This is a genomic window from Salipiger sp. H15 (assembly GCF_040409955.1).
In the GTDB taxonomy this organism is placed as follows: Bacteria; Pseudomonadota; Alphaproteobacteria; order Rhodobacterales; family Rhodobacteraceae; genus Salipiger.
In genome coordinates this window covers 233,937-254,205 of the sequence record NZ_CP123387.1, presented here as the reverse complement: position 1 = coordinate 254,205, position 20,269 = coordinate 233,937, and the positions used below count along the sequence as shown (strand labels likewise).

The 20,269-nt window shown below is 71.1% G+C and carries 21 protein-coding genes; 3 read left to right on the top strand and 18 right to left on the bottom strand.

The genetic code is table 11. From position 1 onward, the window contains the following. Positions 1–54: 54 nt before the first annotated feature. Genes PVT71_RS25810 through PVT71_RS25800 form a run of 3 tightly spaced genes read left to right on the top strand, consistent with a single transcriptional unit; the run spans position 55 to position 2,831 of the window. The gene (locus PVT71_RS25810; protein WP_353476068.1) at positions 55–543 is read left to right on the top strand and encodes a tripartite tricarboxylate transporter TctB family protein; all 489 of its coding nucleotides are present in this window, start codon (positions 55–57) and stop codon (positions 541–543) included. 18 nt (positions 544–561) lie between these two features. Continuing rightward, positions 562–2,076: a tripartite tricarboxylate transporter permease gene (locus PVT71_RS25805; protein ID WP_353476067.1), complete on the top strand. Its 1,515-nt coding sequence runs from the start codon at positions 562–564 to the stop codon at positions 2,074–2,076. Then, the gene (locus tag PVT71_RS25800; RefSeq protein ID WP_353476066.1) at positions 2,073–2,831 is read left to right on the top strand and encodes an aldolase/citrate lyase family protein; all 759 of its coding nucleotides are present in this window, start codon (positions 2,073–2,075) and stop codon (positions 2,829–2,831) included. Before PVT71_RS25805 ends, PVT71_RS25800 begins: the two co-directional genes overlap by 4 nt. Before the next feature lie 30 nt (positions 2,832–2,861). On the opposite strand, the gene PVT71_RS25795 is transcribed toward PVT71_RS25800, so the two are convergent. From PVT71_RS25795 to PVT71_RS25710, 18 genes are all read right to left on the bottom strand, one after another. After that, positions 2,862–3,167, bottom strand: a complete 306-nt coding sequence (locus PVT71_RS25795; RefSeq protein WP_353476065.1) for a hypothetical protein — start codon at positions 3,165–3,167, stop codon at positions 2,862–2,864. A 1-nt stretch (position 3,168) separates the two neighbouring features. Then, the gene (locus PVT71_RS25790; protein WP_353476064.1) at positions 3,169–4,500 is read right to left on the bottom strand and encodes an acyclic terpene utilization AtuA family protein; all 1,332 of its coding nucleotides are present in this window, start codon (positions 4,498–4,500) and stop codon (positions 3,169–3,171) included. Continuing rightward, positions 4,497–6,356: a TRAP transporter fused permease subunit gene (locus PVT71_RS25785; protein ID WP_353476063.1), complete on the bottom strand. Its 1,860-nt coding sequence runs from the start codon at positions 6,354–6,356 to the stop codon at positions 4,497–4,499. The genes PVT71_RS25790 and PVT71_RS25785 overlap by 4 nt, the downstream gene beginning before the upstream one ends. Before the next feature lie 13 nt (positions 6,357–6,369). Beyond that, positions 6,370–7,329, bottom strand: coding sequence for a TAXI family TRAP transporter solute-binding subunit (locus PVT71_RS25780; protein ID WP_353476062.1), 960 nt, complete (start codon positions 7,327–7,329; stop codon positions 6,370–6,372). Between the two features lie 123 nt (positions 7,330–7,452). Next, positions 7,453–8,259: a CoA ester lyase gene (locus PVT71_RS25775; protein WP_353476061.1), complete on the bottom strand. Its 807-nt coding sequence runs from the start codon at positions 8,257–8,259 to the stop codon at positions 7,453–7,455. Between the two features lie 10 nt (positions 8,260–8,269). Next, on the bottom strand, positions 8,270–9,136 hold the full coding sequence (locus PVT71_RS25770) for an acyl-CoA dehydrogenase (protein ID WP_353476060.1): 867 nt from the start codon (positions 9,134–9,136) through the stop codon (positions 8,270–8,272). A 19-nt stretch (positions 9,137–9,155) separates the two neighbouring features. After that, positions 9,156–10,349 carry a CoA transferase gene (locus tag PVT71_RS25765; protein WP_353476059.1) on the bottom strand — a complete coding sequence of 398 codons (1,194 nt, stop codon included), beginning with the start codon at positions 10,347–10,349 and terminating at the stop codon, positions 9,156–9,158. Next, positions 10,346–11,515, bottom strand: a complete 1,170-nt coding sequence (locus tag PVT71_RS25760) for a CoA transferase (protein WP_353476058.1) — start codon at positions 11,513–11,515, stop codon at positions 10,346–10,348. Before PVT71_RS25760 ends, PVT71_RS25765 begins: the two co-directional genes overlap by 4 nt. A gap of 47 nt (positions 11,516–11,562) precedes the next feature. Further along, positions 11,563–12,783, bottom strand: a complete 1,221-nt coding sequence (locus PVT71_RS25755) for a MaoC family dehydratase N-terminal domain-containing protein (protein ID WP_353476057.1) — start codon at positions 12,781–12,783, stop codon at positions 11,563–11,565. A gap of 239 nt (positions 12,784–13,022) precedes the next feature. Next, positions 13,023–13,601 carry an isochorismatase family cysteine hydrolase gene (locus PVT71_RS25750; protein ID WP_353476056.1) on the bottom strand — a complete coding sequence of 193 codons (579 nt, stop codon included), beginning with the start codon at positions 13,599–13,601 and terminating at the stop codon, positions 13,023–13,025. A gap of 65 nt (positions 13,602–13,666) precedes the next feature. Then, positions 13,667–14,305, bottom strand: a complete 639-nt coding sequence (locus PVT71_RS25745) for a GntR family transcriptional regulator (RefSeq protein ID WP_353476055.1) — start codon at positions 14,303–14,305, stop codon at positions 13,667–13,669. 63 nt (positions 14,306–14,368) lie between these two features. Next, positions 14,369–15,175 (bottom strand): N-acyl homoserine lactonase family protein, encoded by an 807-nt coding sequence (locus tag PVT71_RS25740; RefSeq protein WP_353476054.1) that lies wholly within the window; start codon positions 15,173–15,175, stop codon positions 14,369–14,371. A gap of 10 nt (positions 15,176–15,185) precedes the next feature. Further along, positions 15,186–15,920, bottom strand: coding sequence for an ABC transporter ATP-binding protein (locus PVT71_RS25735; protein ID WP_353476053.1), 735 nt, complete (start codon positions 15,918–15,920; stop codon positions 15,186–15,188). Next, complete coding sequence (locus PVT71_RS25730) at positions 15,913–16,692, bottom strand: ABC transporter ATP-binding protein (RefSeq protein ID WP_353476052.1); 780 nt, start codon at positions 16,690–16,692, stop codon at positions 15,913–15,915. Before PVT71_RS25730 ends, PVT71_RS25735 begins: the two co-directional genes overlap by 8 nt. After that, on the bottom strand, positions 16,689–17,672 hold the full coding sequence (locus PVT71_RS25725) for a branched-chain amino acid ABC transporter permease (protein WP_353476051.1): 984 nt from the start codon (positions 17,670–17,672) through the stop codon (positions 16,689–16,691). The genes PVT71_RS25730 and PVT71_RS25725 overlap by 4 nt, the downstream gene beginning before the upstream one ends. Further along, on the bottom strand, positions 17,665–18,555 hold the full coding sequence (locus tag PVT71_RS25720; RefSeq protein WP_353476050.1) for a branched-chain amino acid ABC transporter permease: 891 nt from the start codon (positions 18,553–18,555) through the stop codon (positions 17,665–17,667). The genes PVT71_RS25725 and PVT71_RS25720 overlap by 8 nt, the downstream gene beginning before the upstream one ends. Beyond that, complete coding sequence (locus tag PVT71_RS25715; protein ID WP_353476049.1) at positions 18,552–19,472, bottom strand: NAD(P)-dependent oxidoreductase; 921 nt, start codon at positions 19,470–19,472, stop codon at positions 18,552–18,554. The genes PVT71_RS25720 and PVT71_RS25715 overlap by 4 nt, the downstream gene beginning before the upstream one ends. A gap of 4 nt (positions 19,473–19,476) precedes the next feature. Beyond that, positions 19,477–20,226, bottom strand: a complete 750-nt coding sequence (locus tag PVT71_RS25710; RefSeq protein ID WP_353476048.1) for an SDR family oxidoreductase — start codon at positions 20,224–20,226, stop codon at positions 19,477–19,479. Positions 20,227–20,269: the final 43 nt, after the last annotated feature.

The window sequence follows — 20,269 nt, the reverse complement described above, 5'->3', positions numbered from 1 at the left end:
CCGCTGCTCCCGCCGGCGGGCCCGGCCTTTTCCCGGGACATGCGTGAGACTTCCATGAGACTTCTGTCCGGACGTATCCTCTTCGATCTCGTGCTGCTGGCCGGAGCGGCATGGGGCCTGTGGCAGGCGCAACTGCTGCCCCCGGCCTTCGGCGGCGGCGACATCGGCCCCGCCGACTTCCCCCGCGCCGTGCTGATCCTCGGCCTGCTCGCCCTGCTCGAGGTGCTGCGGCAGGACCTGCGCGGCGCCCTGCGCGGCACGGACGCGCAGGCCGGCCCGCCGCACCTGCCGGGCATCCTCGCGGCGCTGACCGTCGGCGGGCTGCTCGTCCTCTACGTGCTGCTGCTGGAGCCGCTCGGCTTCCTGCCCGCGACCGCCGCCTTCCTGATGTGCTGCATCCTGACCTGCAGCCGCTTCCTCGAGCGGCCCGAGGGCCGGGCGGGCTGGGGCCGCGTCCTTCTCGGGGCGGCGGTGACCTCGGTGCTGGCGACCGGGCTCTCCTACGCGGTCTTCACCTACGGCTTCGGCCTGATCTTTCCCTGAGCCGAGAGGACCTCTCGAATGGAAAACATCATCGACGCGATCTATCTCGTCGCGGATCCGCGCGTGCTGCTCGGCATCTGCGCGGGGACCTTCCTCGGCCTCGTCATGGGCGCGCTGCCCGGGCTCACCGCCGCCATGGCCATCGCGCTGCTCATCCCGCTGACCTTCGGCATGGGGCCGGTGCTGGGCGTGGGCATGCTGCTCGGCGCCTTCTGCGGCGCCATCGCCGGCGGCGCGGTGCCCGCGATCCTGCTCAACATCCCCGGCACGCCCTCCTCGGTGACCACCACGCTCGACGGCTTTCCGATGGCGCGCAACGGCGAGGCGGGCAAGGCGCTCGGCATCTCGATCACCTCGAGCTTCGTCGGCGGCGTCATCGGGGCGCTGCTGCTGATCGCCCTGTCGCTGCCCATCGCGCATTTCGCGCTGGAATTCGGCCCGGCCGAGTTCTTCGCGCTCGGGGTCTTCGGCCTCGTGATCATCGCCTCGGTCTCCTCGGGCTCGATGATGCGGGGGCTGGTCGCGGGGCTGCTCGGGCTCTTCCTCGCCACCGTGGGCGCCGACCCGATGACCGGCGCACTGCGCTTCACCGGCGGCGAGCCCGCGCTGATCACCGGCATCGGCCTGCTGCCCGCGCTCATCGGCCTCTTCGCGGTGAGCCAGGTGCTGCAGGACGTCTACGCCCGCGCCGGCAGGACCGAGGTGGAGATGCCGCCGCAGTCCTTCGACCGCGCCCGGCCGCCCTTCGGGCTCATCGTCCGCGCCTGGAAGGTCGTCGCCTCCTCGACCATCATCGGGGTGATCGTCGGCGCGATCCCCGGGGCCGGCGGCTCGATCTCCTCCTTCATCTCCTACGACCAGGCCCGGCGCATGTCGCGCACGCCCGAGAAGTTCGGCACCGGCGCGCACGAGGGGCTCATCGCCTCGGAGAGCTCGAACAACGCCACGGCGGGCGGGGCGCTGATCCCGATGCTGACGCTGGGCGTTCCGGGCGAGGTCGCGACGGCGGTGCTGATGGGCGGGCTGACGATCCAGGGCGTGCGCCCGGGGCCGGCGCTCTTCGACCAGCAGGCCTCGCTGGTCTACGCGATCTTCCTCGCCTTCATCCTCGCCAACTGCGCGATGTTCCTGATCCAGCTCTTCGGCATCCGGCTCTTCGTGCGCATCCTCGGCGTGCCCGCGCGCATGATGATGCCGCTGATCCTGATGTTCTGCGTGATCGGCGTCTACGGGGTCAACGGCTCGGTCTTCGAGCTCTGGCTGATGCTGGGCTTCGGCGTGCTGGGCTTCTTCCTCAACCGCTACGGGTTCGGCACCGCGCCGGTGGTGCTGGGTCTGATCCTCGGCTCGCTGACCGAGTCCAACCTGCGCCGCGGCATGGTGGTCTTCGACGGCGACTGGACGGCCTTCCTTCTGCGCCCGATCAGCGCGACACTGCTGCTGCTGGCCGCGCTCTTCCTGTGCGCGATCTTCTGGCAGAACCACAAGCAGCGCGGCGCAGACCGCAAGACCGAGGAGGCCCCGCAGGCATGACCAACAACCCCTTCAAGGCGGCGCTCGCGCAGGGCGGGCGGCTGCCGGGCTTCTGGCTGTCGCTCTGCTCGCCCACCGTGACCGAGATCGCCGGGGGCAGCGCCGCCAGGTGGCTGCTGCTCGACATGGAGCACGCGCCGAACGACCTGTCGATGATGGCCGACCAGCTGCGCGCCGCGCGGGCGGCGGGCGGCCCCGAACCGGTGGTGCGCCCGCCCTTCTCTGAGCCGGTGATGACCAAGCGCCTGCTCGACATCGGCGCGCGCAGCCTGATGTTCCCGATGATCCAGTCGGCGGAGATGGCGGCCGAGGCGGTGCGCTGGACGCGCTACCCGCCCAAGGGCATCCGCGGCCATTCCGGCACGATCCGCGCCAACCGCTACGGGCGGCAGGCGGATTACCTGCAGAGCTACGAGGACGACCTGTGCATCATCGTGCAGGTCGAGACCCCCGAGGCCATCGCCGCCATCCCCGAGATCGCCGCGGTCGAGGGGATCGACGCGATCTTCATCGGCCCGGGCGATCTTGCCTCGTCGATGGGCAGGGTCGGCAACGTGGCGGATGCGTCCGTGCAGGAGGCGATCCGCCGCGCCACCGCCGCCTGCCACGAGGCGGGGATCCCGGTCGGCATCCTCGGCTACGGCGAGGAGGCCGCGCGCGGCTATTTCGAGGCGGGGCTCAACTTCGTCGCGATCGCCGGGGATGCGTGGCTGCTGGCGCGGGCGATGGACGACCTGCTGCGCCGGGTGGAGTGATCCCCGCGCAGACGCGCCCGCCCCGCCCGCTCAGGGGCGGGCGCCGATCTCCATGTCGAGCACCGCGAAGGCCAGCGCCTTGCCATGCGCGTCGAGCGCGAGCGAGCGGGTCACGCCGCCCGGCAGCGCGCCCGTGATGACGAAGTTGAGCGCCTGAAGCTGCGGCAGCACGTGGCGCGTCACGCTGACCTTGCGATCGAAAAGCGCCGCGACCTTCTCCGCCGTCACCTCCGCCTCGATCAGCGGCCAGTCCCCGGGACGGTAGGCGATGACCGAGATGTTGGAGATGTCGCCCTTGTCCCCGGCCCGGCCATGGGCGATCTCGTGCAGCTTCATCTCAGGCCTCCACGCAATGCACGCTCACCGGCACCGCTTCGGCCGGGAGGAAGGCCGAGCGGATGCCGATGACCTCGCGCAGCCCGGTCGCGACGCCGCCGCCGCCCGCCGGGCCGCAGAGATAGAGCGCCTCGACCTCGTCCGCGAGGGCCGCCGCGACCTCGCGCTGCGGGCTGCACCCGGCGACGCGCAGGCGCACCTCGCGCGGCTCGGCGGCGGCGGGGCCGGCCGAAGCGGGCAGGATCGCGTCGAGCCCGATGAGATCGCAGCGCATCTCCTCCAGCGCGTTGCCCTGCGCCGCGAGTCGGGTGCGGACGATCTCGGCGGCAAGGCGGCCGCGCGCCGCCGCGCCGGGCCCGGCGTAGGAGATCTCGCCCCAGCCGGTCCAGCCGTCGCGGCAGCCGACCGAGACCTTCAGCAGCCCACTGCGCGGATGGCCCGCGCCGCCGCGCACGGCAACCCGGTCGGGGCCGGTCTCCTCGAAGGTGACCTGCGAGAAATCGGCCACCACGTCGGGCTGCAGGTAGCGCGCGGGGTCGTGGATCTCGTAGAGCAGCTGCTCGATGCAGGTCCCGCGCGAGACGCACCCGCCGGTGCCCGGCAGCTTGGTGATGACGGCGTTGCCGCTTTCGTCCACCTCGGCGAGGGGAAAGCCGATCGCGGCCAGATCCGGCACGTCCTTGAGCCCCGGATCGGCGTAGTAGCCGCCCGAGACCTGCGCCGAGCATTCCAGCAGGTGCCCGACAAGGATGCCCCGCCCGAGCCGGGTCCAGTCGTCCATCGCCCAGCCGAATTCGTGCAGCAGCGGGCCGAGGAAAAGCGACGGGTCCGAGGCGCGGCCGCAGATCACGAGGTCCGCCCCGGCCGCCAGCGCCTCGGCGATGCCCGACGCGCCGATATAGGCATTGGCCGAGACCAGCCGCGCGCCGAGCGCCGCCGCGGGGGCGCCGGTCTCGTCGAGGCTCGCCGGGCCGATCCGGTCGAGCACGTCGTCGCCGAGCACCGCCGCCACGCGCAGCTTCAGCCCCATCTCGCGCGCCAGCGCCGCTGCCCGCTCTGCCGCGGCGAGGGGGTTGGCCGCGCCCATGTTGGTGACGATGCGGGTGCCGTTATGCAGGCAGTCGGGCAGCACCGCGCGCAGCCGCTGCTCGAGCCGCGTGTCATAGCCCTTCGCCGGGTCCGCCAGCCGCGCCAGCTGGGCCAGCGCGATGGTGCGCTCGGCGAGGCATTCGAAGACGAGGTAGTCGAGCCTCCCCTCGCGCGCCAGCGCCACCGCGGGCTCGATCCGGTCGCCCGAGAAGCCCGAGCCCGCGCCGATCCGCAGCGTCCTCATGCCGTCACCCGCTGCTGGCGTCGCGCCAGACCCCAGCTCCCCGCCATCAGCCCGGCGGCAAGCAGCGGCGTCACCGGGTGCGGCCAGATCGCCAGCGCGATGGCCGCGCAGAGCAGCGCGGGATCGAGCCAGCGGCGCCCGGTCAATGCGGTACGCGACAGCAGCGCCGGGATCGCGACCACCAGCACCAGCCCGGCCAGCGCCGCGTCGAGCACCGCGAAGGGCCCGCCTTGAAGCACCATCCCGGGGTAGAGCAGCAGCAGGAAGGGCACGAGATAGGTCATCGCCCCGAGCCGCACCGCCTCGCCCGCCGCGGCGACCCAGCTGGTGCCGGCGATGCCCGCGCCGACAAAGACAGCGACGCAGACCGGCGGGGTGATCACCGAGATCGTGGCGAAATAGAAGACGAAGAGATGCGCGGTGAGCGGCGGCACCCCGACCTCGGTCAGCGCCGGGGCGAGCACCGCGGCGACCAGCACGTAGGCGGCCGTGGTCGGCAGGCCCATGCCCATCACGAGGCAGACGAGCCCCACCATCAGCGCCACCATCGCCAGCGAGTCGCCGCCGAGCGAGACGATGGCCGAGGACAGCGCCACCCCGGCCCCGGTGAGGTTGACCATCGAGACCAGCACCTGCGCCCCGGCCAGCAGCACGCCGATGATGACGAGGCCGCGGCCCGCGTCCTCGAGCCCGTCCAGAGCCCGACGCAGCATCTCGCGCGCCGGCATGCGGCCGGCCTGCGTCACCGCGAAGGCCAGCAGCAGCCCGACGATGCCGTAGAAGGCCGAGGTGGACACCGACCGGCCCATCCAGAACCCCGCCAACAGGCCTCCGAGCGCCAGCACCACCGGGCCGATCTGCCGCGGCGCGAGGATCCTCCGCCAGGGCGGCAGCTCGTCCGACGGCACCAGCGCCAGGCCGCGCCGGACCGAGACGAGGTGCACCGTGACGAAGACCGAGACGTAGAACAGCACCGCCGGCAGCAGCGCGGCGGCGATGATGTCGGTGTAGGGCACGCCGACGATCTCGGCCATGACGAAGGCCGCGGCCCCCATGATCGGCGGCGCGATCTGCCCGCCGGTCGAGGCCACCGCCTCGACCGCGGCGGCGAAGGGGCGTGGGTAGCCGAGCCGGATCATCATCGGGATGGTGAAGTTGCCGGTGGTGGCGACATTGGCCACCGACGAGCCCGAGATCATCCCGAAGAGCCCGCTGGCGATGGTGGCGATCTTCGCCGCCCCGCCGACCTGCCGCCCGCCGAGCCGCATGGCAAGGTCGATGAAGGCCTGCCCGCCGCCGGTGTGCAGCAGCAGCGCGCCGAAGAGGACGAAGGCCGCGATCACCGTCGCCGCCACCCCGGTCAGCATGCCCCAGATGCCGAGATCGCCGAGGAACAGCGTCTCGGTGATGTAGGCGGCGTCGAAGCCCCGGTGGCGCAGCCCGCCGGGCATGTGCGCACCGAAATAGGCGTAGCCGAGCGCCAGCAGGACCAGCGCCGGAAAGATCAGCCCCACGGTGCGGCGGGCGAGCTCGAGCAGCGCCAGCAGCAGCCCGGCGGTCAGCGCCATGTCGAGCGGGCTCGCCCAGGGCAGCTCGGACATGATCTGGTCGTAGTTGACCACGATGTAGGTGCAGGCCGCGAGGCTGGCGGCGGCCAGCGCTAGGTCGATCGCCAGCCCGAGCGGACGCCAGCGCCGCCCCGCGCCCAGCGGGTAGAGCGCGACGCCAAGGCAGATGACCAGCGCGAGAAAGATCGCGCGCTGGATCAGCCCCTCGAAGGGTCCGGTCGCGGCGGTGTAGAAGACGAAGCCGCCGACCAGCAGCGCGAGCGGTTTGCCAAGGGCTGTGGGGGTCATGCCGGGCCCGCCGTCACGAGGCCGGCTTCAGCCTGTCGGGCACGGCGATGCCCTGCTCCTCGAACCAGCGCAGCGCGCCGGGATGCAGCGGCACCGTGGCATAGTCGAGCGTCATCTGCGCAAGATCCACGTCCTTGACGCTGGCCAGCGCGTTGGCCTGCGCGCTCTTGTCGGCCATCACTGCCTTGACGATCTGGTAGGCGGTCTCCTCGGACATGGCCGAGGTCGCGGCGACGCCGACTCCGAAGCTCCAGGTCTTGTAGCCGGGAATGCCCTCGCCCACGCCGGGCGCGATGTCGACCACCGAGATGTCCGGCATCTCGGCGCGGATCTTCTCGGCCTGCGCGTCGCTCAGCCCCAGCACCCGGATCCCCGTGGCATTCGCGAGGTCGAGCGTCGAGCTGTCGAGGCTCTTCGGCGAGCCGGATTTCACGTAGCCCGGCAGGCGGTTGTCCTTGATCGCGTCGACGATGTCGGTGGTCGAGCCGCGCACCCAGTCGGGCGTGATGCCGAGCACGCCGAAGACCGCCTCGGTGGTGGTCTCGGTGGCCGAGCCCTTGATGCCGGGGTTGAGCTTGAAGCCGTTCAGCTGCTCGAGGCTCTCGATGCCGGAATCCGCCCGCATGATGACGTTCTGCGGCGAGGGCGCGTAGACCCAGAGCAGGGCGAGGTCCTGCGGGTGGCCGTCGAATTCCTGCGTGCCCGCGACGGCGTGCTGCACGACGTTGGTGGTGATGATCCCGAGGTCCATCTGGCCGCGCTCCATGCGGCGGATGTTGTCCATGGTCGCGCCGGTCTCGACGACGGTGGCCTTGATGCCCGAGCCGCCCTCGTTGATCAGCTTGCCGACCGCGACGATGTAGCCGTAGTGGCTCGACGAGGCCGAGGTCGAGCCGAAGAGCAGGTCCTGCGCCCGGGCCGCGCCCGAGGCAAGACAAAGCGCGCCAAGCGCGGCGATGATCGTGTGTTTCATGGTCTCCTCCCGAAAAGCATTGGTGGTCAGTTTCTTGCGTCCTGGCAAGGCTCGTGTCGGGCCCTGCCCCGGGGTTCGGCGCCCTCCTCCGGCCCCTCCCCCGGTCTTTCCGTCCCGCGGCGTTCAGGCCGGCGCGGGCTCGGCGTCGCCGAGGATCTGCCGTGCCCGGTCGATGAGCGGGCGGTCGACCATCTTGCCATCCACCTGCACGACCGAGCCCGCCGCGGCGGCCAGCGCGGCAAGGATGCGCCGCGCCCAGTCGATCTCACCCGCGGTGGGGGCAAAGCCCTCGTTCACCGGCGCGACCTGCGACGGGTGGATGCAGAGCTTGGCGCCGAAGCCGCGCAGCCGCGCGCGCCGGATGTCGTCTCGCAGCGCCTCTGGGTCCGAAAGCTCCACCGTCACCCCCTCGATCGGCTGCGGCAGGCCGCCGAGCCGCGAGGCGAGCGCGATCTCGAAACGGGCGGGGTCGAGCACCTCGGCAACGCCGGGGATCCGCGCGTCGGCGCCGAAGTCGAGGTTGCCAAAGGCAAGCCGCGTCACCGCCGGATGGCAGGCGGTCTCGCGCAGGTGCGCCAGCCCGGCCACGGTCTCGACCAGCGCCAGCAGCGGCCGGCCCGGCAGCAGCGCGGCCACGTGCGCGACCGCCTCCGGCTCGGCCTTGGGCACCATGACGGCGACGTGGGGAAAGGCCTCCAGCGCCGCGAGGTCCTGCGCTAGCCAGGGCGTGTCCGCGCCGTTGATGCGCACGATCCCCGGCCCGCCCGCGGCGAGCCAGTCGCAGACTTGCGCCCGCGCCGCGTCCTTGCTGCCGGGGCCGACCGCGTCCTCGAGATCGAGAACGATCGCATCCGCCCCCGAGGCCGCCGCCTTGGCGAAGCGGGCCGGGCGCTCGCCCGGCACGAAGAGGTAGCTGCGGGCCTGTCTCATCGCGCGGCCCTCATGCATCGAACCGCGCGCTGGCGCTCATCGCGAGCCCGCCCTCCGGGCCCCGCGCCCAGAGGTCGAGCACCGCCGCATCGCCGCCCGGCTTCGCCTCGAGCCGGAACGGCTGGTCGGCGAAGAGCGGGGCCATGCCGCGGAACGAGAACTGCGCGAGGCGCGCCTCGGGGCGCAACGTCGCGGCGAAGTTCTGCAACAGCGTCGCGATCAGAGGGCCATGCACCACGAGGCCGGGATAGCCCTCTTCGTGCATGGCATAGGGCCGGTCGTAATGGATGCGGTGCCCGTTCGAGGTGAGCGCCGAGTAGCGGAAGAGCAGCACCGGATCGGGCCGCACCTCCTCGGACCAGACCGACCCCTCGGGGGCGGGCTGCGGCGCGGCTTTCGATGCATCGGGCGCGGGCGGCTCGCGGTAGACGAGGTCCTGTTCCTCCTCGATGCAGAGCCGGCCCTCCGCCGAGATCCGGTGCCGCAGGGTGACGAAGACCAGCCGCCCGGCGCGGCCGGACTTGGCGGTGACGTCGAGGATCTCGCTGTGCTTCTCGGCGCGGGCGCCGATCGGCAGGGGCGCGTGGTAGCTCAGCCGCCCGCCCGCCCACATGCGCCGCGGCAGGCCGGTGTCGGGCAGGAAGCCGCCCAGCTTCGGATGTCCGTCCGCGCCGATCTCGCGCCGCCGGACGAAGGGGGTGAAGAAGAGCCAGTGCCATCCCGGCGGCAGCGCCTCTCCTGCCGAGGGGGCCGGGTCGAGATCGAGCGTCGCCGCCAGCGCCGCGACGCGCTCCGGCGCGATCACCTCCTCGCGCCGTTCGCTGCGGCCGATCGCCCGGGCGGGGTCTTCGGCCCCGAGTGCGGTCTGAATGGTCATGGCTTGCTCCTCGCCGGGGTCAGTAGATGACCCGTTCCTCCTCCAGCCGCGCCCGTTCGGCGCGGCCAAGCCCCAGCATCTCGCCGTAGACCTGATCCTCGTGCTCGCCGAGCGCGGGCGTGCCGCGCTCGATCCCCGGCCCGTCGCTGGCCGAGAACATCGCCGGGAAGCCGACCGCCTTGCGCGCGCGGCCGTCGGTTTCGGTCACCTCGACCACGGCGCCGCGTGCCCGCATGTGCGGATCGGCGGCGATATCCTTGGCGCGCCACGAGACATGCGCGGCGATGCCGGCGCGCTGCAGCGCCTCGGCGGCCTGCTCGGCCTCGACCAGCTCGGCCCAGGCGGCGACGATGGCATCGAGCTCGGCGCGGGCGGCGACGCGCGCGGCGGCGGTGGCATAGCGCGGATCCTCCGCCAGCGCGGCGCGGCCCATGAGCCGGGCGAGCGCGGCCCATTCGAGGTCGCTCGAGACGGCGATCGCCAGCCAGCGGTCCTCGCGCCGGGTGCGGTAGAGCCCGTGCGGCGCGCGCTGCGGATCGGCATTGCCCAAGCGGCGCGGCACCACCCCCGCCGAGGCGGCCGTCAGCGCCTCGCCCGCCAGCGCCGAGGCGACCTCGCGCGCGGCCACGTCGACGTGGCAGCCCTGCCCCGTGCGCCGCCGCCGGTGCAGCGCCGCCATGGTGGCAAGCGCCGCGTTCATGCCGACGGAGTGGTCCATCACGTGGCGCATCTCGACCGGCGGGCCGTCCTCGTAGCCGCTGAGGTAGCCGAGCCCGCCCCAGGCGCCGAAAAGCGGCGCGTAGCCGGCGAAATGGCTGTCCGGCCCGCTCTGGCCGGACGAGGACACCGAGGTCATCACGATGTCGTCCCGGACCTCGCGAAGCGCGGCATAGCCGAGCCCGAGCCGCTCCATGACCCCGGCGCGGAAGCTCTCTGCCGCCACGTCCGAGACGGCAACCAGCCTGCGCGCCAGCGCGACGCCCTCGGGATGCTTGAGGTTGAGCCGCACGGAGAGCTTGTTCGAGGCCACCTGGTCGAAGGTCGCGGGCCCGGCGCGGCCGTAGACCTGGTGCGGCTTGCGGAAGATGTCGGGGCGCAGGGCGCTCTCGATCTTGATGCATTCGGCGCCGAGCTGCGACAGCATGTGGGTGCAGAAGGGACCGGCGGCGTGGACGGTGAAATCGGCGATGCGGATGCCGGCGAGGGGTTTCATGCGCGGACCCTCCTTGCGTCGTTCAGCGCCTCGGGATCGAGCCGCGCCTGGTCGCGCCCGGGTTCGGGCGCGGCGCCGTCCAGCAGCAGCGGCCCCTCGGCGAAGCGGAAGGGCGCGGACTGCACCCGCACCTCGCCGACGCCCGGCAGGTCGAGCGGCTGGAAAAGGCCGCGCGCGGTCTCGTGGCGGCCGGCGAGAATCTCGGCAGGGGCGCTGTAGCGGGCCATCGGCACGCCCAGCTTCTGCGCGCGGGCCACCAGTTCCTCGACGGCGTGGTCCCGCGCCCAGACCCGGATCTCGCGGTTGATCTCGTCGCCGCGCTCGCTGCGCAGCGCCGGGTTCGCCAGCGCCGGGTCGGTGGCCCAGCGAGGGCGGCCCATCAGCTCCACCAGCCCGGCCCATTGTCGCTCTTCGAGCGTCAGCAGCTCGACGTAGCCGTCGCGGCAGGCGATCACTCCGCCGTAGCGGAACGAGCGCGTGTGGCGGTGCTCGATCGAGCCGTCGCAAAAGCGCTGCAGGGCAAAGGCGCCGACCGCGAGGTTGGCGTCCTGCACCGAGACGTCGACGAACTGCCCGCTGCCCGACCAGAGCGCCGCCAGCCCGGCCAGCGCCGCCGCGGTGCCGCCCTGCATCTGCGCGAAGTTCCCGGCGATCTTCAGCGGCGGCCGGTCGGGGAAGAGGTCGGCCGACAGGCCGTTCGGCAGCAGGTAGCCCTCGCCGCCGGCATGGATGAGGGTGATCTCGGCCCCCTTCCAGTCGGCCTTCGGCCCCGCGGCACCGAAGGGCAGGACCGAGAGGTGCACGAGATGCGGGTGGCGCTGGCGCAGCCCGGCCTCGTCGAGCGCGCGCCTGGGCCGCTGCGCCAGCGGCGTGTCGTCGATGAGGATCTGCGCCTCGGCCAGCAGGCCCGAAAGCGCGGTCTGGCCCTCGGCCTTTTCCAGATCGCAGATCACGCTGCCCTTGCCCGCCGCGAGATAGGCGAAGAGCGCGCTGCCCCCCTCGCCCTCGAAGAGCGGCGCCTCGTGGCGCAGCGGGCAGAGCGTCGGGGGCTCGACCATGATGACCTCCGCCCCCATCGCCGCGAGAAGGCGCCCGGCCCAGGCGCCGGCCACGCCCGAGGCGTGCTCGATGACCCGAACCCCTGAAAGTGGCTTGTCCTGCTCCATGCCGGACCTCCTCCCTGTGCTTGCGTGTCTTGGGTCTTCGGCCGCGCTCAGCGCACCACCGGCAGGTCGAGATCGAGCGCCGAGCCGTCGAAGAAGACGCGGGTGTTCGGATCGCGGCTCGGCAGGATCACCGTGGCAAGGCCCGGCGTGGTGATCTCGCCGCGCTGGTTCTCGCCCCAGATCTCGAGATCGACGAGCGCGTGGCCGTCCTTGACGTACTTGCGGCTGACCTTGCCCTTGCACCAGGTGCTGTCGCCCATGGTGTTGAAGCGGCGCATCTCGGTGCGGACCCGCTTGAGGAAGGCCGCGTCGCCCATCCAGTTGGTGACCAGCGAGGCCATCCAGGACGACCGCTGCGGGCCGTAGTCGTAGACCCCGGGCACGCCCACTTCCTTCGCGGTGCTCTCGCGGTGGTGGCCGATGCCGGTATACTCGATGCCGCCGCCGGCCTCGGGGTTGCGGAAGAAGTGGCCCGGGTGCTTCATCGCCGCCTGGAAGACGACGCCGTGGGTATGGCCGCGGCCGCAGCCGACGAGGAAGCCCATGGTGTCCATCAGCGACAGCGGGCCGCGGACGATCGGCTCGAGGCTCTCGCCCTCGGTCACGTCCTCCCAGTAGCGCACGTTGCTGCCGCGGATGCGCTCGGGCTCGCGCAGGATCGCCTCGTCGAGCGCCTCGTATTCCTCGGCCGTGTACTCGTGGGTCTTGATGTCCTTGTACTTGCCGGCGTCGCGCGCCGCCTTGCGCTCGTGGCGGGTGCAGGTGCCGAGCGCGCGGGCGACGATCTGCCCGTGCTGGTTGGCATAGGTCGCCTCGACATATTGCAGCACCAGCCGGCCCGAGAACTTGCTTTCCTTCTCCTCGACGCCGACCACCCGCTCGATGGCGCTGATGCGGTCGCCGGGGCGGATGTGGCGGAAGAGTTCCCAGTCGTTGCCGGCGTAGAAGCCGTGCACCCCCGGCAGGCCCCAGCGGGTGCGACCGACCCAGCCGAAGGCCATCGGGAACATCGGGTGCGCCACCTGCCCGCCGTGGCGCGAGTTCCGGCCGTATTCCAGCTCGCGGTAGAGCGGGTTCAGGTCGCCGATGCCGTTGCACCAGTTGCGCAGCGTGTCGGTGGTCGCGTCCTGCAGATAGGGCCCCTCGGGGCGCAGCTGCAGGCCGATCATGCCGCGCGCCGCGGCGACGGCCTCGTCGGTGATCTTTCCTTCGGCGGGGGCGCCGCCGACGCTGTCCTTCGACTTCTCGGTGATCTCGGCAATGGTCACGGTGCGTCTCTCCTCTGTGCCTGTCGTGCCCGGCACGACCCTCCGTCGCGCCCTCGGCGGCGGGATGATCCGCGCGCCGTCTGGACTCAGTTAATGCATTATATTTTTTTCAGTCAACGACCGATTTCCCAGATAATGCATTTTCTTCGAGGCTTTCTGGCCTAAATCCGTTGAAAATGGCAACTTGATCCCGGAATTTCCCCCGAGATCGCGCATTTTGGTGCATTATTCTGACTTGGTCAGAGGACCAGTGCCGCCGCCGTCGTGATCGTTGCATAGCGGCGCAGCCCGGCGAGGGCGCAGTCGTGCTCCTCGCGGGTCGCCCCGGCGCAGCAATCCTCGAGCACCACGCAGTCGTAGTCGCGGTCATGACCCTCGCGCACCGCGGCCGAGACGACGCCGTTGGTCGAGACCCCCGCGAGGATCAGCTGCCGGATCCCCTGCGCGCGCAGCAGCGGCTCGAGCTTGGTGCCGTAGAACGGGCTGACGCGGTGCTTGACGATGTCCGGGTCCCCGTCCTGCGGCGCAAAGCGCTCGTGGACCTCTGTGCCCCAGCTGCCGAGGGTGAAGACCCCGTTGGCGCGGGCCTTGCTGAACACCGGCGATCCGGGCGGGCATTCGGCGTAGTCCGGCGAGAAGCCGACCCGCACGTAGCCGACCATCAGCCCAGCCTCGCGGGCACGGCTGATCGCCAGGGCGGTGTTCTCGTAGACACCGCGCTCCTGGCAGAGCGGGACGTAGGTTGTCGCGCCCATCCCCTCGGGGTGGACGAGATCGTTGAGCATGTCCATGACGAGCAGGATGCTGTCCGCGGCCATTTAGGTCTCCTTGCCTGTAATCTGCGATGGTCGTGCCGGCCACCGCGCAAGGAGGGGGTCCTGCCCTACCCGGTGTAGCTTTCCTTGAATTCGTCCCAGCCCGCGCGGATGTGCATGCGCAGCGCCGAAAGCATGGCGCCCTCGTCGCGGGCAAGCACGGCGCTCAGCATCTCGCGGTGCTCCTTCGAGGCGCGGCCCACCCGGTTGTCGAGCTTGTTGATCAGGTCGAACGGGTAGCGGGCCCAGAGCGCGCGGACGAAGCGCAGCGTCTGCGGCAGGTCGGCGGCGAGGTAGAGCACCTCGTGGAAGCGGTAGTTGATGCTGCGCACCGCGTCGCGGTCGCCGCGCCCGGCGGCATCCTCGATCTGCGCCTGAAGCTCGCGCAGCTCGGCCACCTGCTCGGAGGTCAGCCGTTCCATCGCCCGCAGCGCCAGCTTGCATTCCAGCGTGACGCGCAGGTCGACGATCTCTTCGGTCGCATTGATGTCGAAGGGGGCCACCGTCGCGCCGCGGTTCGCCGTGCCGAGGATGAAGCCCTCGGCCTCGAGCAGCTTGATCGCCTCGCGCACGGGGGTGATGCTGGTGCCGATCTGCTCGGCGATCTCCGCCTGCTTCAGCTTCGAGCCACGCGGAAAGCGCCCCGAGATGATCCCCTCGCGCAGGTAGTCCGCGACCCGCTCTTCCTTGGTTTGATGCTTTAACATCATCGCCTTCCGTACCGACCTCCGAAACCTTATACCAGCGGCAGCCCCGGATAATGCAATGTTTCATGTCGCATTTCCCGAATTGGGTGCCACGTCAAGCCGGAAGAGATGCGCGAAATCCCCGACCTGCGGGTAGATCCGGGCGATGCGCGGGTCATGCGCCGGAAGCACGTGGTCGTCGCTGTCCGCCAGCGCGCGGATCCGGTCATGCGCGGCGATCATGTCCGAGGAATTGAAGACCACCGCGAAGGGCACGCCGCGCTCGTATTCCTCGTAATAGTGCAGCGCGTCCGAGGCGAGCACGACCCAGCCGCGGGCGGTGCGCACCCGGACGATCTCCTGCCCGGCGCAATGGCCGCCGACCCAGTGCACGCTCACCCCGTCGGCGATCTCCGCCTCGCGCCCGTGCAGGTCCAGCCGGTCCGTATGCAGAAGCGTCACGAGGCGCAGGATCTCGTCGGGTTCGTAGGCGCGGCGGAACCAGGGTTTCTGCATCCAGGGGCCGGTGACATAGGCCATCTCCTCGGCCTGCATGTGGAACCGCGCCGCCGGGAAGGCGTCGAGAAAGCCGAGGTGGTCGTAATGCGCGTGGGTGAGGATCACCGTGTCCGCCTGCGCGGCGTCGATGCCGAGCGCGGCGAGCGCCGCGACCGGGCTGGCGAGGTGGGTGTGCCCGTGTTTGGCCGCCTTCGCCGGATCCATGCCGGTGTCGACGACGATCGCGCGCGCCTCCGAGACCAGCACCCAGGAATAGAAGTCAAGCACCAGCCCCGCCCCGGGATCGCCCTCGAGGATGAAGTTCTGCCCGCGGGTGCGGCCCTCGTTGATCGCGTGGCGGATGCCGTAGATGCGCCAGGTCGTGTCGGTCATGCCCGCCCCCTCATGCCGCCGAGGCCGCGCCGAGATAGGCGTCGATCGCCTCCTGCCGCGCCGCGCTGTCGCGCAGCTCGCCGGCGCTGCGGTGCCCGACCAGCCGCCCGCCGCGCAGGAAGTGCAGCTCGTCGCAGATGCGCATGGTCATCACGAGGTTCTGCTCGACCAGCATGATCGCGAGGCCGGTCTCGCGACGGATCGCGCCCAGCCGGTCGAAGACCCGGCGCACCAGCATCGGCGCGAGCCCCAGCGAGGGCTCGTCGAGCAGCAGCAGCCGCGGCCCCGCCATCAGCCCGCGCCCGATCGCCAGCATCTGCTGCTCGCCCCCCGACAGGCGCCAGGCACCGCGGTCCGCCTTGTCGGCGATCTCGGGGAAGAGGTCGAGCACCATCGCCGCCCGCGCCTTGCGCTCGCGCGCGCCAAGGTGGTAGCCGCCCAGCACGAGGTTCTCGCGCACGGACATGCCGCCGACGATCTCGCGCCCCTCGGGCACGTAGACGATGCCGCGCCGCACCCGCTCGCGGGCGGGCAGCGCCGAGACATCCTCGCCGTCGAAGCGGACCGTTCCGCGCGCCGGGCCGAGCCCCGCCACCGCCCGCATGATCGAGGTCTTGCCCGCACCGTTCGCGCCGAGCAGCGCCACCACCGCCCCCGCGCCAACCGCGAAGGACACATCCTCGACCGCCTGCGCCTTGGCGCCGTAGAAGACCGACAGGTCCGAGACGTTCAGAAGTTCAGTCATCGTCGCTCCCCAGGTAGATGCGCACCACCTCCTCGTCGCGGCGCACCTCGTCGGGACTGCCGCACGCGACGAAGCTGCCGAAGTTCAGCACGTAGATCCGGTCGCAGATCGACATCACGAGATCCATGTCATGCTCGACCACCACCATCACCAGATCGGGCGCGGCGAGCTTGCGCAGGCTGCGCATCAGATCGCGGGTCTCGGAGTTGTTGAGCCCCGCCGCGGGCTCGTCGAGCAGCAGCACCGACGGGCGCCCGACGATGGCGCGGGCGATCTCGACCAGCCGCAGCATCCCCGGCGGCAGTTCCGCCGGAAGCTTGCCGCCGGCCCCGGCCAGACCAAGCTCGGAAAGCGCGCGCTCGGCCTCGGCCTGCATCGCCGCCATCTCGGCGCGGCCGCGGCGGGTCGGCAGAAAGGCGTGTTGCCAGCCCGCGTGGTGGTTGCGCGCGACGCCAATCATCACGTTCTCGAGCACGCTGAGGTCGGGGCTCAGCGCCACGTGCTGGAAGCTGCGCACGATCCCCATGCCTGCCCGCGCCGCAGGGGAAAGCCCGTCGAGGCTCTGCCCGGCGTAGCGGATCGAGCCCTTCTGCGGCGCATAGGCGCCGGTCAGGCAGTTGAAGAGCGAGGTCTTGCCCGCACCGTTCGGTCCGATGAGCCCGGTGATCTCGCCGGCGCGGAACTCGACGTCGAGCCCACGCAGCACCTCGATCCCGCCGAAGGAGAGCGCGATGCCCTCGCCCTTCAGCGCGTTGGTCGCGATGTCCATCATGCCTCCTCCCTGCGTGTGGAGAGCTTCTCGCGCAGCCGCGGAAGGTGGTGGCCGAGCAGGATCATCCCGAGAAGCGCCAGCCCGTAGAACACCGGTATCCACGCCCCCGAGGCCGAAAGCAGCTGCGGCACCAGCGTCAGGAACGCCCCGCCGACCAGCGCGCGCGGCAGCGTCAGGCCGTAGAAGCTGACCACCGAGCCCACCAGCAGGAAGATCGACGACCAGAGGGTGAAGCCGCTCGGCGAGACCGTCGATCCGGCATAGCCCAGCATCGCCCCGCAGAGCGCCGCGATGCCGCCGCTGATCGCCATGACCGAGATGCGCGCCCAGACCCGGCGCGTGCCGAAGGCATCGGCGGCGGCGGGATGCGCCTTGGCCAGCAGCAGCTGCAGCCCCTGCCGCGAGCGCCGCAGCCGGGCCAGCGCGCCGACCACCGCGAAGAGCACCAGCAGCGCCGCGTAGTAGCGCTGCATCGCCATCGGCACGCCGGGGATCACCGGCTTCGAGACGTAGAGCCCCTCGTAGCCGCCGGTCAGCCCGTCGGCGTTGTTGATCAGCTCCGGCACGGCCAGCGCCAGCGCCATGGTGGACACGGCCAGGTAGATCCCCGACAGCCGGCGCGACGGCCAGGCGAAGAGCACGCCGCAGATGACGCCGAGGACCAGCGCCAGCGGCAGGCTGGCGAGCAGCGACAGGCCGTAGCGCGTGTCGAGCACCGCCACGGAATAGGCTCCCACCGCGGCGAAGAAGCCGTGGCCGATCGAGACCTCGCCGCCGTAGCGCACCAGCAGGCTCACCGCGAGCACGCCGATGGCATTGGCAAAGCAGACCCCGAGCGCGAAGATCCACGAGCCCCCGACGATCACCGGCAGCAGGAGCAGCGCGGCGGCGAGGACAAGGCTCGGAGCCCCGGCCGGAACCCGTGCCGCGAGGCGCTCGCGCGGCGCGGCGGCGGTGAATGGAACGGGATGGTCAGACACGGGTCCCTCCGACGCGCTCGAGGATGCCATTGGGGAAGATGTTCAGCGCCAGCAGGATCACGCCCAGCAGGAAGGTGCTGCTGAACTCGGGCGAGACGTAGAAGGTGAAGAGGTTCATCAGGATGCCGATGAGCAGCCCGCCGAGAAGGCTTCCGGGCAGGCTGCCGAAGCCGCCGATGACCGCCGCGGCGAAGGCCTGCAGCATGAAGGCGGCCACGGTGGTCACGCTCAGGAAGGTGGTGGGCACGATCAGCAGCGCCCCGACGACGCCCAGCACCGCCGCGACGATCCAGGAGAAAAGATGCACCGAGCGCAGGTTCAGCCCGCAGACCTCGGCGGCAAAGGGGTTCTCCGAGATCGCGCGGAAGGCGATGCCGAGCTTGGTGTGGTCGATCACGAAGAAGAGCGCGCCGATGGTGACCACGGCCACGGCCAGCACGGTCAGGTCGTAGCCGGTGATGAAGAGCCCGAGCACCGACATGCTGAAGCGCGGAACCGGCAGGTCTAGGCTGACGATGTCGGCGCCGAAGATCAGCAGCGTCGCCCCCTGCGCGACCAGCCCGATGCCGAGCGTCGCGATGGTGGCGGTCAGGTCGCTCTCGAAGACCAGCGGCGAGATCACCGCATAGGTCACGAAGGCGATGGCGATCACCGCCAGCACCGCCAGCAGCACCGCCGCCCCCCAGCTCAGCTCGAGGATCATGCCGCTCGAGAAGCCGTAGATCAGGAAGGCGGCAAAGCCCGCCACGTTGCCATGCGAGAAGTTCACCACCCGCGAGGACTTGAAGATCATCACCAGCCCCAGCGCCCCAAGCGCGTAGAGGCAGCCGGTGATCATTCCCGACCAGACCAGCGGGAAGAGGTCGCGGAGAAGATCGCTCATGCCGCCGCCTCCTCGTCGCGGGTGCCGCCACCGTCCTTCATGACGCCCTTCTCGACCAGCTCGATCACCCCGGGGAAGTAGCGCCCCGAGAGCCCGTGGTCCGGCGCGGCGGCGTAGTAGCTGCGCGCGGCCTCGGCGGCGGGCAGCGGCACGCCGGTCTGCGCCGCCAGCTCGAACACGTAGGAGATGTCCTTGAGCACATATTCCGGCGAGAAGGCCTTGTCCGGGAAGTCGCGCGGCAGCATCGCCTTGCGGCCATGGTTGCGCAGCACGAAACTGTCGCCCGAGCCCTTCGACACGGCGTCGAGCAGCGTCTCGGGCGCGACCCCGGCCCGCTCGCCCAGCACCATCATCTCGGCCAGCGCCACGGTATTGGCAAAGACCAGCATGTTGTTGACCAGCTTGAGCACCTGCCCCGCCCCGACCTCGCCGCCGAGCGTGATGTCGGTCGCGACGTAGCGCAGCAGCGGCTCGATCCGGGCGAAAAGCGGCGCGGGTGCGCCCACCATGATCGCCAGCGCGCCCTTGCGGGCGGCCTCGCGGGTGCGGGCGACGGGCGCGTCGGCAAATTCGATGCCCTGCCCCGCCAGCGATGCGGCGACCTTGCGGGCCAGCTCGACCGGCGTGGTGGACAGGTCGACCACCACCGCGCAGCGCCCCATTGCCGCGCCGATCGCGGCGCTCACCGCCTCGACCTGAGGCCCGCCGGGCAGCGACAGGAAGATGATGTCGGCCCGCGCCGCCAGCTCTTCGACCGAGCCAACGCGCCGTGCCCCGGCGGTCTCGACCTCGGCCAGTGCCGCCTCCGAGAGGTCGAAGGCCAGCACCTCGCCCGGGTGCTTTGCCGCCATGTTGCAGCACATCGGCCCGCCCATGACGCCGAGCCCGATGAATCCGATGGTGTCCGTCTCGCTCATGATCTCAATCCATCAACATGCCGCCGTTCACGTCGAGAACGGTTCCGGTGATCCAGTTGGAGGCAGGCGAGCAGAGGAACAGGATCGCCTGCGCGATGTCCTCGGGCTGGCCGAACCTGCCGAGGGGGACGCTGCCGTGGGCCGAGGGCGCGGCGCGCTGGGTCACGGTCTCCCACATCGGGGTCTCGACCGGGCCGGGGGCGATGACGCTGGCGTAGACGCCCTTGGACGCACCGGCCTTGGCGACCCATTTCATCAAGCCGTGCACCGCCGATTTCGCCGCGACGTAGGATGGGCCCGAGGCGACGCCGCCGATCTTCGAGGCGATCGAGCCCAGGGCGACCATCTTGCCCATGCCCTGTTCGGCCATGACCGGGAAGGCCGCGCGCACCGGGTTCACCACCCCCATCAGGTTGACGTCGAGGATCGCGCGCCACTCGTCGTCGGTCGAGTCCCACAGCGGCCGGTGCGAGATCGTGCCGGCGCAGAGGATCAGCGCGTCGATGCGGCCATGCTCGGCGACCACCGCCGCGATCAGCGCCTCGGTCTCGTCGCGCGAGGTGACGTCGTAGCGGCGGTAGCTGACCGCCGGATTGTCGAACTCGGCGCTTTCGGCGAGGTCAGTGGCGATGACCGTGGCCCCGGCCTCGGCCAGAGCCAGCGTCGTTGCGCGGCCGATGCCGCCCGCCGCGCCCGTCACGAGCGCGATCTTCCCGTCCATGCGCGCCGGCGCGCTGACTGGTATCAGGGTCATCCCTGCCTCCGGTTCTTCTGCCTGTTGGAAACCGGCGCCCGGC

What these genes read in the sequence shown, in the direction of transcription:
- PVT71_RS25720 (WP_353476050.1), bottom strand. Translation starts at nt 18,555, where the DNA reads ATGAGCGATCTTCTCCGCGACCTCTTCCCGCTGGTCTGGTCGGGAATG.
- PVT71_RS25805 (WP_353476067.1), top strand. Translation starts at nt 562, where the DNA reads ATGGAAAACATCATCGACGCGATCTATCTCGTCGCGGATCCGCGCGTG.
- PVT71_RS25760 (WP_353476058.1), bottom strand. Translation starts at nt 11,515, where the DNA reads ATGGAGCAGGACAAGCCACTTTCAGGGGTTCGGGTCATCGAGCACGCC.
- PVT71_RS25780 (WP_353476062.1), bottom strand. Translation starts at nt 7,329, where the DNA reads ATGAAACACACGATCATCGCCGCGCTTGGCGCGCTTTGTCTTGCCTCG.
- PVT71_RS25750 (WP_353476056.1), bottom strand. Translation starts at nt 13,601, where the DNA reads ATGGCCGCGGACAGCATCCTGCTCGTCATGGACATGCTCAACGATCTC.
- PVT71_RS25745 (WP_353476055.1), bottom strand. Translation starts at nt 14,305, where the DNA reads ATGTTAAAGCATCAAACCAAGGAAGAGCGGGTCGCGGACTACCTGCGC.
- PVT71_RS25775 (WP_353476061.1), bottom strand. Translation starts at nt 8,259, where the DNA reads ATGAGACAGGCCCGCAGCTACCTCTTCGTGCCGGGCGAGCGCCCGGCC.
- PVT71_RS25765 (WP_353476059.1), bottom strand. Translation starts at nt 10,349, where the DNA reads ATGAAACCCCTCGCCGGCATCCGCATCGCCGATTTCACCGTCCACGCC.
- PVT71_RS25715 (WP_353476049.1), bottom strand. Translation starts at nt 19,472, where the DNA reads ATGAGCGAGACGGACACCATCGGATTCATCGGGCTCGGCGTCATGGGC.
- PVT71_RS25790 (WP_353476064.1), bottom strand. Translation starts at nt 4,500, where the DNA reads ATGAGGACGCTGCGGATCGGCGCGGGCTCGGGCTTCTCGGGCGACCGG.
- PVT71_RS25785 (WP_353476063.1), bottom strand. Translation starts at nt 6,356, where the DNA reads ATGACCCCCACAGCCCTTGGCAAACCGCTCGCGCTGCTGGTCGGCGGC.
- PVT71_RS25810 (WP_353476068.1), top strand. Translation starts at nt 55, where the DNA reads ATGAGACTTCTGTCCGGACGTATCCTCTTCGATCTCGTGCTGCTGGCC.
- PVT71_RS25730 (WP_353476052.1), bottom strand. Translation starts at nt 16,692, where the DNA reads ATGATGGACATCGCGACCAACGCGCTGAAGGGCGAGGGCATCGCGCTC.
- PVT71_RS25735 (WP_353476053.1), bottom strand. Translation starts at nt 15,920, where the DNA reads ATGACTGAACTTCTGAACGTCTCGGACCTGTCGGTCTTCTACGGCGCC.
- PVT71_RS25795 (WP_353476065.1), bottom strand. Translation starts at nt 3,167, where the DNA reads ATGAAGCTGCACGAGATCGCCCATGGCCGGGCCGGGGACAAGGGCGAC.
- PVT71_RS25800 (WP_353476066.1), top strand. Translation starts at nt 2,073, where the DNA reads ATGACCAACAACCCCTTCAAGGCGGCGCTCGCGCAGGGCGGGCGGCTG.
- PVT71_RS25740 (WP_353476054.1), bottom strand. Translation starts at nt 15,175, where the DNA reads ATGACCGACACGACCTGGCGCATCTACGGCATCCGCCACGCGATCAAC.
- PVT71_RS25710 (WP_353476048.1), bottom strand. Translation starts at nt 20,226, where the DNA reads ATGACCCTGATACCAGTCAGCGCGCCGGCGCGCATGGACGGGAAGATC.
- PVT71_RS25770 (WP_353476060.1), bottom strand. Translation starts at nt 9,136, where the DNA reads ATGACCATTCAGACCGCACTCGGGGCCGAAGACCCCGCCCGGGCGATC.